The sequence below is a fragment of the Streptococcus sp. k-163 genome (assembly GCF_013277555.1).
Taxonomy (GTDB): Bacteria; Bacillota; Bacilli; order Lactobacillales; family Streptococcaceae; genus Streptococcus.
The window spans coordinates 81373-94460 of sequence record NZ_VMND01000002.1 but is presented as its reverse complement, the minus strand read 5'-3'; the positions used below and the strand labels follow the sequence as shown (position 1 = coordinate 94460).

12 protein-coding genes are annotated in these 13088 nt (G+C 43.6%); 1 reads left to right on the top strand and 11 read right to left on the bottom strand.

The genetic code is table 11. The features are described from left to right. Nucleotides 1-19: 19 nt before the first annotated feature. The 11 genes from pepA to HT731_RS00705 all read right to left on the bottom strand — a co-directional run bounded on the left by pepA (nt 20) and on the right by HT731_RS00705 (nt 7356). A complete protein-coding gene (gene pepA, locus HT731_RS00755; RefSeq protein WP_173219664.1) occupies nt 20-1084 on the bottom strand; it encodes a glutamyl aminopeptidase in 1065 nt (354 codons plus the stop codon). 116 nt (nt 1085-1200) lie between these two features. After that, on the bottom strand, nt 1201-1437 hold the full coding sequence (yidD, locus tag HT731_RS00750; RefSeq protein WP_049510486.1) for a membrane protein insertion efficiency factor YidD: 237 nt from the start codon (nt 1435-1437) through the stop codon (nt 1201-1203). Continuing rightward, nucleotides 1437-2159 (bottom strand): pseudouridine synthase, encoded by a 723-nt coding sequence (locus HT731_RS00745; protein WP_173277240.1) that lies wholly within the window; start codon nt 2157-2159, stop codon nt 1437-1439. The genes yidD and HT731_RS00745 overlap by 1 nt, the downstream gene beginning before the upstream one ends. After that, nucleotides 2146-2715 carry an SMC-Scp complex subunit ScpB gene (gene scpB / locus HT731_RS00740; protein WP_173277238.1) on the bottom strand — a complete coding sequence of 190 codons (570 nt, stop codon included), beginning with the start codon at nt 2713-2715 and terminating at the stop codon, nt 2146-2148. Before scpB ends, HT731_RS00745 begins: the two co-directional genes overlap by 14 nt. Before the next feature lie 16 nt (nt 2716-2731). After that, nucleotides 2732-3460 (bottom strand): segregation/condensation protein A, encoded by a 729-nt coding sequence (locus HT731_RS00735; protein ID WP_000351901.1) that lies wholly within the window; start codon nt 3458-3460, stop codon nt 2732-2734. Further along, complete coding sequence (xerD, locus tag HT731_RS00730) at nt 3460-4194, bottom strand: site-specific tyrosine recombinase XerD (protein WP_345889907.1); 735 nt, start codon at nt 4192-4194, stop codon at nt 3460-3462. The genes HT731_RS00735 and xerD overlap by 1 nt, the downstream gene beginning before the upstream one ends. Further along, entirely contained in the window at nt 4191-4652 is a 462-nt protein-coding gene (gene cbpB, locus HT731_RS00725) for a cyclic-di-AMP-binding protein CbpB (protein ID WP_000560715.1), read from the bottom strand. Before cbpB ends, xerD begins: the two co-directional genes overlap by 4 nt. Then, nucleotides 4649-5170: a metallophosphoesterase gene (locus HT731_RS00720; RefSeq protein WP_001118951.1), complete on the bottom strand. Its 522-nt coding sequence runs from the start codon at nt 5168-5170 to the stop codon at nt 4649-4651. The genes cbpB and HT731_RS00720 overlap by 4 nt, the downstream gene beginning before the upstream one ends. Then, nucleotides 5146-6117, bottom strand: a complete 972-nt coding sequence (locus tag HT731_RS00715) for a nucleoside-triphosphate diphosphatase (protein ID WP_000182419.1) — start codon at nt 6115-6117, stop codon at nt 5146-5148. The genes HT731_RS00720 and HT731_RS00715 overlap by 25 nt, the downstream gene beginning before the upstream one ends. After that, nucleotides 6114-6908 (bottom strand): glutamate racemase, encoded by a 795-nt coding sequence (gene racE, locus HT731_RS00710; RefSeq protein WP_057487929.1) that lies wholly within the window; start codon nt 6906-6908, stop codon nt 6114-6116. The genes HT731_RS00715 and racE overlap by 4 nt, the downstream gene beginning before the upstream one ends. 199 nt (nt 6909-7107) lie before the next feature. Next, a complete protein-coding gene (locus HT731_RS00705; protein WP_000364990.1) occupies nt 7108-7356 on the bottom strand; it encodes a YneF family protein in 249 nt (82 codons plus the stop codon). Nucleotides 7357-7631: 275 nt separating this feature from the next. Between HT731_RS00705 and HT731_RS00700 the strand changes: the two genes are divergently transcribed. Further along, nucleotides 7632-12845, top strand: a complete 5214-nt coding sequence (locus HT731_RS00700) for an SIALI-17 repeat-containing surface protein (protein WP_173277236.1) — start codon at nt 7632-7634, stop codon at nt 12843-12845. Nucleotides 12846-13088 lie beyond the last annotated feature (243 nt).

Genomic DNA, 13088 nt, shown 5'->3' with positions numbered 1-13088 from the left:
CTACCACCTCCCTTATGGTTTAATAATTTTTAATCAAATCAACCGTTGAACGATCCAATTTCTTCACCAAGGCTTGCAAGAAAGCTTGAGCTTCTAGGAAGTCATCCATAGCGTAGAGAGTTTGGTGAGAATGGATATAACGAGCGCAGACACCGATAGTTGTAGAAGGAACACCTCCATTTTTCAGATGGGCTGCACCAGCGTCTGTTCCGCCTTTTCCACAGTAGTATTGGTACTTGATACCAGCTTCCTCAGCCGTTGTCAAAAGGAAATCCTTCATACCTGGGAGAAGCAAGTGACCTGGATCATAAAAACGAATCAAGGTTCCATCTCCAATTTTACCTTGACCGCCATAAACATCACCTGCTGGTGAGCAGTCAACTGCTAGGAAAACTTCTGGGTCAAACTTGGTTGTAGATGTATGAGCACCACGAAGACCAACCTCTTCTTGGACGTTAGAACCCAGATAGAGTTCATTTCCGAGTTTTTGACCTGACAGAGCTTCTGCAAGCTCACTTACCATGAGAACTCCATAGCGATTGTCCCAAGCTTTTGAGATGATATTTTTCTCATTGGCCGTCAAGATTGCAGAACTATCTGGTACGATGGTATCACCAGGACGGATTCCAAAGCTTTCTGCCTCAGCCTTATCCGCAAAACCACCATCAAAAATAATATCTGAAATAGCTGGCATGGTTGGGCCACCTGTTCCACGTGTCAAATGTGGAGGGACAGAGCCTGAGATCACAGGGATTTCACGACCATCACGTGTTAAGAGTTTGAAACGTTGGCTGCTGACTACCATGGGGTTCCAACCACCGATTTCAACCACACGGAAGGTACCATCTGGCTTAATCTCGCTGACCATAAAACCAACTTCATCCATATGAGAAGCTACCAAGACGCGCGGCGCATCTGCAGCTTCTGAATGTTTAATTCCGAAAATACCACCCAAGCCATCTGTCACCACTTCATCCACGTGCGGTGTCAACTTTTCACGAAGATAAGCACGGACAGGTGCTTCATGACCTGAGATAGCAGCAAGTTCTGTTACTTCTTTGATTTTTGAAAATAATGTTGTCATTTCAGTTCCTTCTTTCTTTCATCCATTTTACCACTTTTTATAGGAGAAGGATAGCGGGAATCATCATTCCAGCTTAAAACTACTTGTGAAAAAACGAATCACCACTGTAATTCGTTTTATTTATGATTCCGTTTGAGGGAAAAATGGTCTGGCACAGGGTCCTTACCTGTTTTCGACCAGGGATGGCAACGTAAAATCCGAGCCAAGCCCATCAAGACACCCTTGAAGCCATGTTTTTCAATAGCCTGAATCATATAGTTTGAGCAGGTAGGCTCAAAGCGACAAGAGGGTGGAAAGGCTGGTGAGATAAACCGTTGGTAAAAGCGCACAGGCGCTATTAAAATTCGTTTCATTATTTCTTGGTTACAGCCATGGTATGTAGTTGGCTGATTTCTTTTTTATTAAGACGACGGGATTCTCCTGGACGGAGTCCTGTCAAGTCTAGATGTCCAAAACGGGTCCGTGACAACTTATCTACTTGGAGACCAACAGCTTCAAACATCTTTTTAACCTGATGGTTACGCCCTTCATGGATGGTCAACTGCACCACAGAGCGGTTTTTAACTGGGTCCACTTTGAGAATCTCATAGACAGCCGGTTTGGTTTTCTTGCCATCAATCTCAAGTCCACGGGTCAAGGGGCGGAGATTATCCTTATTGGCAACACCTTTAACACGCGCGACATAAACCTTGTCAATCTCATTACGAGGGTGAATCATTTCATCCGTAAAATCCCCATCATTGGTCAAAATCAAGACACCTGATGTATCCCAGTCCAAACGACCTACAGGGTAGATGCGCTCTTTCACGTTGGGCAAGAGGTCGACAACCGTCTTGCGGCCTTTATCATCTGTCACACTGGAAATCACACCGCGTGGTTTGTTGAGCAGATGATAAACCTTCTCTTCGTTGTAGATAGGTTGACCTTCCACTTCGACCTTGTCGCCTGACTTGATAGTGGTTGCTAGTTCACGCACCACTTGGCCATTGACCGTCACCAAGCCTTGCTTAATCAACTCTTCTGCTTTTCTCCTACTGGCCACACCTGCGTGGGCAATATACTTATTGATTCTCATCTTCTTCTATCCTTTCACCAAATAATTGGCTTTCTTGGGCTTGAATCTCAAGCTCATCAATCACTGGTAATTCTTCCAAATGGTTAATTCCCATGTAATCTAGAAAATAATCTGTAGTCACATAGAGGTTGGGGCGTCCCAACACTTCTTTTTTCCCGTCTTCCTTTATCAGGTCAAAAGCCTGCAACTTTGCCAAGGCCCCACTCGAGTTGACCCCACGGATGGCATCAATCTCTATCCGTGTGATGGGCTGTTTGTAGGCAATGATGGACAAGGTCTCAAGGGCAGCCCGAGATAAACTCTGGTTGATAGGTGCCTTAGAGTATTCCTTCAAAGTCTCTGCAAATTGAGGCTTGGTCACCAATCTATAAGCACCACCAGTCTCAATCAGAGCCAAACTGGAATCTGGGTCCTTTTCATACTTCTGGACTAATTTTTCTAAACTCTGTTGAATGCCTGTCGGTGGCAGAGAGAGGAGTTCAGCTAACTGGCGGACTCTAATCCCATCTTCACCCGCTACAAACAAGAGCGCTTCTATTTTTGCTACAGTACTCATCTTTCCTCTCTCAAGTCTAGCTTTGGGCCACTTGACTTTCTTCCTTCTTTTCCATGAGATAGATATCCCCAAAACTCTCCTCCTGCACGAGGATCAACTCCTGGGTTTTGATTAACTCTAGGGTTGCCAAAAAGAGGGTGATGACCTCTTGGACATTCTGGGCTTCCTTGAACAAATCCTGCAAGCGCAACTGATCTCGTCCAACCAAGGACTCTTTTACGATAACCATCATGTCCTCAATCTTATACTCATCCCGCAAGATAGTCGTGTGATTTTGTGTAAACTCCTCTTTTTTCTTGGCTAGGATATTTGAAAAAGCCAAAAAGAGGTCAATGGTCGTCTTGTCATGCACAAGCTCCGCATCTTCGTAAATCAACTCTGTCGGCGCTTTGGAATAATACTGAGCCCGTTCTTGGTGCTTGGCTTCCAAGTGCTCACCCAAGAGCTTGAATTTGCGGTATTCTTCGATTTGAGAGAGAAGATCCTGCTCCAGCTCATCCTCCAAGTCTGTCACTTCTGCTACCTTTGGAAGTAGTTTGCGGCTCTTGATCAGCATGAGCTGACTGGCCATAACCATGTACTCCCCCGTCACTTCCAGACGCATGGCCTGAAGGGTTGAGACATAGGCTAAATACTGTTCGATAACTTCCGTAATAGGCACATCGTAGATATCCATCTGGTACTTAGAAACCAGGTGCAAGAGCAAGTCCAGGGGCCCTTCAAAATCTTTTAATTTAATATCCATTATCTATATTTTTCTAAGGTCAGGACTGTTTTTAATCCTAATTTTTTTGCAATTTCGTACAAATCGACCTTGTTTTCTATTTGTCTGAGAATGAACTGTTCCCGCAAGGCTTGAGCGGATAAGGTTGAGAAACCTTTCTCCTTGACAAAAGCTTCTAACTGACGAAAGGCCCACTGACGAGAATAGGCTTTCCCTGCCCTTTCAAAAAGATAGGTCTGGCCCATCAAGGGTTCCAATTCTGAAAGCAAGGTCGTGGGAATAGTGACAATCCTCTGTTGGGAAACCTTCTTGATTCGCAACACCTGAAAATCCAGATTAATATCCTCAACCTTGAGAGCCAAAATCTCACTCGGCAAGAGCCCCATTTCCAAGATAAGAAGAGCCAGTAAGCGGCCCTCTGGATAGTCGCTTTCCTGCCAAAAAGAGTCTAGGTCTAACAGTTCTGGCTTCTCGGTCTTCTTTTCAGCTTGTTTGGCTAATTCCAGACGGTAAAAGCTGTCCACTTCTCCTTTTTGATAGAGAAAGTAGAGAAATTGGTTACAGGCCGAAATCTTTCGCTTCTGGGCGCTAATTTTTAGATTGGCTAGCTGGGCTTGGTAAATCTTGAGACTGGTCTCAGAAATCTGCTTGCCCACAATATCTAAAAGTTGCTCCAGATCATACTTATAGGACTGCTTTGAGTTGACAGACAAGCCCTGCTTTTCCTCTAAAAAGGCTGAAATCCTATCTCTCATTTGCATCGAATCTCATATTCCTTACTAAAGTCATGCAAGAGGGCATTGACTGCCTTGAGGATGGACCTGCGCGTGATAATTCCTTGGAAAATACCAGACGCATCCACAACCGGCAAGAAGGACTCATCTACCAACTTGTGCAAGACCTCCGTGATGGTGAAATCAGGCGAAACAATCGCTACGTCCGTTTTGGTCATATGAACAATGTCCGTATCCGCCATGATTTCTTGACTCAGATCATGCTCCATCTGATAAGCCATAATATCTCTGAGCCCAATCGTCCCAACAAACTGTTTTTCATCTGTTACAACAGGAACACGGGTATAAGTCATCTGACTGAGCAAGAGGGTCGCATGATCCGCATTGTGGGTATCAATCAACACGGCTAGATTTTCAGCAGGAGTCAAAAAAGTTTCCTCCTGCCCCAACAAGAAAGTCTCAAACTCCTTGGCAATCATCGGCTAAACTCCTTGGATAAGCCCGGATACACCTCATGATCTCGTGTCAAAAAGTCCACTTTAAAATAACTGTCATCAATCTCCACACGAGCATAGAGACATTCTCTGATAGTCCCACGTGGTTGACTGATAGAGCCTGGATTTAGAAAGAGGGTCTTGCCTTCCATCCAAGCACTTGGCACATGCAAGTGACCGTAGAGACAGATATCGGCCTCTTCCTCCTGAGCCCAGTAGTCCAACTTTTGAAAGTTGAAATTAATGTCAAACAGGTGACCATGGGTTTGGATAATCTTGGTCGAACCAAGCTCAGTCGCCAAACGTTCTGGGTAGCCGGCGTAGAAATCCATATTCCCTTTAACAACGCGGATCCCCTCCCAAAGTGGAGAATCAGGACGCAGTTCAGAATCGCCATTATGAAAAACGGCGTCAACTTTGCCTACATAGCGATCACGGATTTCTTCCACAATCAAGCTATCGCCATGAGAATCGCTCATTACAATGATGGTTTGCTTTGCCATGATGGAAATACCTCCAAAAGTTTCTTAACGGCTAAGGCGCGGTGAGATTGACTATTTTTTTCTTCAAGGGTTAATTCAGCTGAGGATTTGCCTGTCTCTCCCACGAGGAATAGAGGATCATAGCCAAAGCCATTTTCACCCTTAGGTTCAAAGTTAATGTAGCCAGGCCAGTCTGCTTCAACAACCAAACTTTCCTTGTTTGGGCTGGCTACGACTAAGGTTGTGTGGAATTGAGCTGAGCGGTCCTTGAGTTCAAAGACCATGGCCAATTCGTGCAAGAGTTTAGCATTGTTTTCACGGTCAGTTGCTCCCACACCTGCGAAACGAGCTGACCAGACACCTGGCAATCCACCAAGGACATCGACCTTGAGTCCAGAATCATCTGCCAGAACCATCTTGCCCGTTAATTGAGAAATGGTTTCTGCCTTGAGGCGGGCATTTTCTTCAAAGGTCATGCCTGTTTCTGCTACTTCAGGCAGGTCAGGGTAGTCATTGAGATTTTCCACATCGTAGCCTAGCTTGTCAAAGATAGCTCGGAACTCTTTGGTCTTGCCTTCGTTTCGAGTCGCAATCAATAAGGTTTCTCTGACCTTGCTTGTTTCAAAGAAATCATGAACATTGACCCCTTCTTTAGGCAATGCTACATGCAGGAGTTGCCCATTTTCAATCAAGAGAAAAGCTCCCTGACGTTGGATGACTTCCAGATTTCGCCCCATTTCTTGGTTGAGGATATCTACCACAAAAGACAATAAACGGTAGAGAGAACCATAGCGTAAAACAATCACAGAAATAGGAAAACCTTGTTCCTCATCTCGAAATCTTTGGGCAAACTCAAATAGAGGAAAATCCAAGTCTTCATCAGTCAATGTCCGGACACCACCAAAAATACTATATGAGCCGACATACCAGTCCTGGTCATCTTTATATTCATAAATTTTATTTGTCATAATTCTACATGCTCCACATAAATCTCTTTTTCCAGCCATTCTTCACCAATTTGTGCAAAACTTTGGCTGCTGGCTGTTGTGTAAAAACGGTGATGGAGTGGTCCAGCATCGCGACCACGATTGATTTCAAAATAATTGAGTAAGACTGAGATATCCCGTACGCACTCTGCCCCACTATCAATGAGCTGAACCTTTGGCCCCATGACATTTTGAATAATGGGTCTGAGAAGTGGATAATGGGTACAGCCCAAAATCAGGCTATCCACCTTTCCTACCAAGGGACGCAGAGTTTCATAAACCACTTTCTTGGTGACACTGGTTGACAGGGCACCTGACTCCACCAAGGGGGCAAACTTGGGACAGGCCAAACTCTCCACCTGTAAGTCCGGATCCAGATCATGAATTTTCTGACGGTAAATGTCTGATTGGACCGTCATAGGGGTTCCAATTACCCCGATTTTCCCACCTTGACTGGACTTGATGGCTGCCGAAGCTCCTGGCAAAATCACACCTAGGACGGGAATGTTGAGTTGAGCCTTGATTTCTTCCCAGACGACCGCAGTCGCAGTGTTACAAGCAATGACAATCATCTTGACATCCTTGGTCAAGAGAAAGTTGACCAGCTGCCAAGTATATTCACGAATTTGCTCAGCAGGACGGGGACCATAAGGCGCCCGCGCCGAATCTCCAATATAGACGATTTCTTCATGGGGAAGCTGGCGCATAAGCTCACGCACAACAGTCAAGCCCCCGACACCCGAATCCAAAAAACCAATTGGTCGATTATCCATACAGTCTTCTTTCTAGTCTTTTTTCTGATTGATAGTTCATTATGATTACTTGTCTTCAAGAACTGAAGGACAGCTTCAACAACTACTATCTCTCTTAATCATAATCAAATATCAATAGAATGCAAGGAAAAAGTCTCATCCCTAAACCATAGCCGACATAGTGAGAAGTCTGGAACTTTCATCCCAGACTTTTCCTTATTTATTTTTTCTTTTTATTGTTAGCAAGGGCTGCTTTTTGTTGGCGGATGATTTGGTGGTAAACTTGTTGTACCTTGGCTTCGCTTGGTTTTTGACCATTTGCACTCAAAAGAGTACGAACTGCTTCAGCATTCAAACGTGGGTTGTCAGCAAATTCTTTTTCGATTTGCTTACGAACCAAGTACATTCCTCCAAGAGCTCCTCCTAGAAAAGCTAACACAATCAATACAATTGCTAATAGTAAATCCATCATTTTTCTCCTGTTTCTTTTTGAGTCTCTTTCATTATAACACAAAGAAGGCGAACTGACTAGTTTGTTTTACGCTTACATCTACTGTGATTTCCTAAGTAATTAGCAAATACTTCATACTTAGTAAAATAAGTCCATTTTTCTTGAAAGCCCTTGCAATAGTTCTATTTATTTGTTATATTAAAATTATTCAAATTACATTGCACAAATTTCTGCAAGACTTATTTTTTAAAAAGAAAATGTATGCGCTTACAGACATGAGAAAGGAGAATTTTGTGGATAAGAGATATTGGGAAAAATCCTGCAAGTATAGCATCCGAAAACTAAGTGTCGGAGCTGCCTCTGTTTTACTAGGAGCTGTTTTTTTAGCAGCACAGGATGTGGCTGCTGATGGTGTCGAGATTCCGGAAAGTGAGGCAACAATTACTGAAACCTCTGCTAAACCGGATACGAAAGTTGAGGAAGTTCTTGCTTCTAACACAGAGACTCAGCCTATAGCTGAATCATCTGAGAAGCAAACCATCGCAGAACCAGAATTACCTCAAACAAGTAGTCAGTCGGATACAACGACAGCTACCGCCCCTGCTGAAAATAAGGAGAGCGAGAAACCAGAACTTCCTGTGAACAAACAAGAACATTACGAACTACATTACAACCAACCAACTGCTCCTTCCTATGACGGTTGGGAAAAACAAGCCCTCCCAGTCGGAAATGGGGAAATGGGTGCCAAGGTTTTCGGACTCATCGGTGAAGAAAGAATCCAGTACAACGAAAAAACACTTTGGTCTGGAGGCCCACAGCCAGATAGTCAAGACTACAACGGTGGAAACTACAAGGACCGTTACAAAGTCTTAGCAGAAATCCGTAAAGCCTTAGAAGACGGTGACCGTCAAAAAGCCAAACAACTAGCAGAGAGAAATTTGGTTGGGCCAAACAATGCCCAATACGGTCGCTACCTAGCCTTCGGTGATATCTTTATGGTCTTTAATAACCAGAAGAAGGGCTTGGAAAATGTTACTCACTATCATCGTGGCTTAGATATTTCTGAAGCTATCACAACTACCTCCTATACCCAAGATGGAACAACCTTCAAACGTGAAACCTTCTCCAGCTATCCTGATGATGTCACCGTGACCCACTTGACTAAAAAGGGAGATAAGACGCTTGATTTTACCCTTTGGAATACCTTAACAGAAGATTTGATTGCCAACGGAGACTACTCATCGGAATATTCTCACTACAAGAATGGCCATGTTACGACAGACCCAAATGGTATCCTACTAAAAGGTACAGTCAAAGATAATGGACTCCAGTTTGCATCCTATCTAGGACTTAAAACGGACGGAAAAGTTACTGTCCATGATGATAGTTTAACGGTCACAGGGGCCAGCTACGCTACGCTTTTACTCAGTGCCAAGACTAATTTTGCTCAAAATCCGAAAACCAATTACCGCAAGGATATTGATGTAGAAAAAACTGTCAAATCTATCGTTGAAGCTGCTAAAACCAAAGACTATGAGACTCTGAAAAATGATCACATCAAGGATTACCAAAGCCTTTTCAACCGTGTTCAATTAAACCTCGGCGGTAGCAAGTCTAATCAAACTACAAAAGAAGCTCTTCAAACCTATAATCCAACAAAAGGCCAAAAGTTAGAAGAACTCTTCTTCCAATACGGACGTTATCTCCTCATCAGTTCGTCTCGTAACCGAACAGATGCCCTCCCTGCCAACTTGCAAGGAGTCTGGAATGCTGTAGACAATCCACCTTGGAACTCAGACTACCACCTCAATGTCAACCTACAGATGAACTATTGGCCTGCCTACATGAGCAATCTCGCAGAAACGGCTAAGCCAATGATCAATTATATCGATGACATGCGCTATTATGGTCGTATCGCTGCTAAAGAATACGCAGGTATCGAATCCAAAGAAGGTCAAGAAAACGGTTGGTTGGTTCATACTCAGGCGACACCATTTGGCTGGACTACTCCTGGTTGGAACTACTATTGGGGTTGGTCTCCTGCTGCCAATGCTTGGATGATGCAGAACGTCTATGACTACTACAAATTCACCAAGGATGAAACTTATCTTAAAGAAAAGATTTATCCAATGCTCAAGGAAACAGCCAAGTTCTGGAATTCCTTCCTGCATTATGACCAAGCAAGTGACCGTTGGGTATCTTCTCCATCCTACTCACCAGAGCATGGAACCATCACGATTGGGAATACCTTTGACCAATCTCTAGTTTGGCAGCTATTCCACGACTATATGGAAGCAGCCAATCATCTGAAGGTCGACCAAGATTTGGTGACAGAAGTGAAGGCTAAATTTGATAAGCTCAAACCACTTCATATCAACCAAGACGGCCGTATCAAGGAATGGTACGAAGAAGACAGCCCACAATTCACCAACGAAGGCATTGAAAACCACCACCGCCACGTTTCCCATCTAGTTGGTCTCTTCCCAGGTACTCTATTTGGCAAGGATCAGCCTGAATATCTAGAAGCTGCACGCGCAACCCTAAACCACCGTGGAGATGGTGGAACTGGTTGGTCTAAGGCCAATAAAATCAACCTCTGGGCCCGTCTCTTAGATGGAAATCGTGCCCACCGTTTGTTGGCAGAACAGCTCAGATCCTCAACCCTAGAAAATCTCTGGGATACGCACGCGCCTTTCCAAATTGATGGAAACTTTGGTGCAACCAGCGGTATGGCAGAAATGCTCCTTCAGTCTCACACAGGCTACATTGCCCCATTACCAGCCCTCCCAGATGCCTGGAAAGACGGGCAAGTCTCAGGCTTAGTCGCTCGTGGTAACTTTGAAGTCAGCATGAAATGGAAAGAGAAAAATCTTGAAACGCTATCTTTCCTTTCTAATGTGGGTGGAGACTTAGTCGTAGACTATCCAAATATCGAAGCTAGTATTATCAAGATTAATGGCAAGGAAGTTCAAGCTAGTCGCCTCAAAGATAACCGTATCCAACTTGCGACTCAAAAAGGTGATGTCATTACCTTTGAAAACTTCCCTGGACGAGTGACTCGCTTATCAGCCCTTCGAAAAGATTCCATCACAGCTGAACTTGACTTTAATACAGTTGAAGGAGCAAGTCATTATGTCATCCGACGAGAAAGCAAGGATGAAAACAGTCAAACTCCTAGCGTTCGTGAGTTTATCACCAACCAAACTCACTTTATCGATCGCTCGATTGATTCTAGCCATGCCTATACTTATACCGTTAAGGCTATGCTAAGGGACCGTACAACACCAGTTTCAGATCCTGCTTCTATCGATTCCTTCAGTGAGTTGATGGATGACCGTGACAAGCGCATCCAGTACGGCTCAGCTTATGGAAACTGGGCTGACTCAGAACTATTTAGCGGCACAGAGAAATACGCCGATATCTCAAATGGAAATTATTCTGATAAAGATGCGACTGCAACCATCCCATTCAATGGCCCTGGTATTGAAATCTACGGACTCAAGTCATCTCAATTGGGACTTGCTGACGTTAAAATCGATGGTAAATCTGTGGGAGAGCTTGATTTCTATACAGCTGGTGCTACTGAAAAGGGGGTCCTAATCGGTCGTTATACAAATCTATCCCCAGGTCCTCACCTCATGACCATCACTGTTAAACGAGAACATAAGGGACGAGGAAGTGAACGCTCAAAAATTTCCTTAGACTACTTCAAGGTCTTCCCAGGTCAAGGAGAAGCTGTTGAGAAGATCGACGACCGTGACCCTCGTATCCAGTATGGTTCCATGTTTAAGGATTGGAGCGATACAGAACTCTATGCTTCTACAGAGAAATATGCTGACATCAACTCAGATGATAGCCTCGCTTCTGAAGCCACTGCAACCATTCCATTCTCTGGAACAGGTATCCGAATCTATGGACTGAAAACATCTGCCCTTGGCAAGGCGCTTGTCACACTTGATGGTAAAGAAATGCCAGCCCTTGATTTCTACACTTCAGGAGCAACTGAAAAAGGTGCATTAATTGGCAAATTCACAAATCTAGCTGATGGTGATCACGTTCTTACTTTGAAAGTGGATCCAAATTCTCCACAAGGACGAAAGAAAATTTCTCTTGATTCCTTTGATATCTTAAAGGCACCTTCTGTGTCTCTCGATAGTCCAAGTCTTGATTCCGTTAAGTCCAAAGATAAGACTGTTACCCTAACCCTACCAACTGGCAATTGGGATGCAGTCGCTGTGACCTTCCCTGGTATCAAAGATCCTCTTCTACTTAGAAAAGTCGATGATGATCATCTTGTCACATCAGGTGAACAAACAGTATTAACCATCAAGAATAATAAGGTCCAACTAGATATTCCTGAAACTACGGACCGTAAAGCTGGCAAGCCGATAGAAGCTTATGCCATCCAAGGTACAACAACGACTAGTCCTGTTGTAGCTGTCTTTCCTAAGGACGAAACTGCTCCAGTTGAAGAAAAAATCCTTACAAGCAAAGGGGATGAGCCTGCTCCAGTTGGAACCATTCCTGAGTACACAGATCCTATAGGCACTGCAGGAGACCAAGAAGCACCTTCTGTAGTAATTCCTGAATACACTGAGCCTATCGGCACTGCGGGAAATCAGGAGGCACCTTCTGTGGAAAGACCCGAATACACTGGTCCTATCGGAACTGCTGGTGAGCAGGAGGCACCTTCTGTGGAAATTCCCGAATACACTGAGCCTATCGGAACTGCCGGGGATCAAGAAGCACCTACCGTGGAAAGACCTGAATATACTGGTCCTATCGGAACTGTTGGGGATCAGGAGGCACCTTCTGTGGAAAGACCTGAATACACCAAATCTATAGAGACAGGAAGAGAACAGAAAGCTCCTACCATAGACAGTCCTAATTATAGTGAACCTGGTAAAGGAGCTAGGCAAGAAAAAACATCTACTAGCAGTATTGCTGAGTATAAACTTCGTGTCTTGAAGGATGAAAAGACTGGTGTTGAGATTATTGGTAGAGCAACTGACTTAGAAGGAATTTCTCATCTCTCTAGTAAACACGTGTTGGCTCAAGAACTCTTTGGCAAGATATACGATGCTTATGATATTCAATTTAAAAATTCAAACAACCATAATATACAACCACGGGGAGCTGTTTTAGTTAGATTACCAATTACAGCTGATGTAGAAAATATTTATTACCTAACTCCGACAAAAGAATTGAAATCACTTTCTTTCACTATTCGTGATGGTATGGCAGAATTTACTACCAGTCTCTTTAGTACATATGCGGTAGTCTATCAAAATGTCAATACTCCGGAAACCTCAATAAGCAAAACAGTTGCAACAACCTCCCTAAACTTTGAGCAGGCTTCAACTACCGATAGTCCTTCCCAGCTGGAAAATACTCATCTCAAAGAACAACTTCCAGAAACTGGTGAATCCTCAAATCCACTGCTCTTCTTATCAGGACTTAGTTTAGTCTTAACATCCATCTTCCTACTAAAAAATAAGATAGATTAGATCTATAAATTTTTAAGAATTACTTAGAGGGCCCATTCTATTCAAGTTCAACTCAAGTATGTTATACACCATTTCATCTACCATTTAACTGATATCTTTTAAGATAATATTCTAAACTATAAACCAGTCCTTTTGTCTTGAGGACTGGTTTTAACAATCGTGAGAACTCCTCGACAGAAACAGATTCTTCCAGATTTCTTTTACCTTGTATCAATTTAAATCAATACTAATGTCATACAGCAA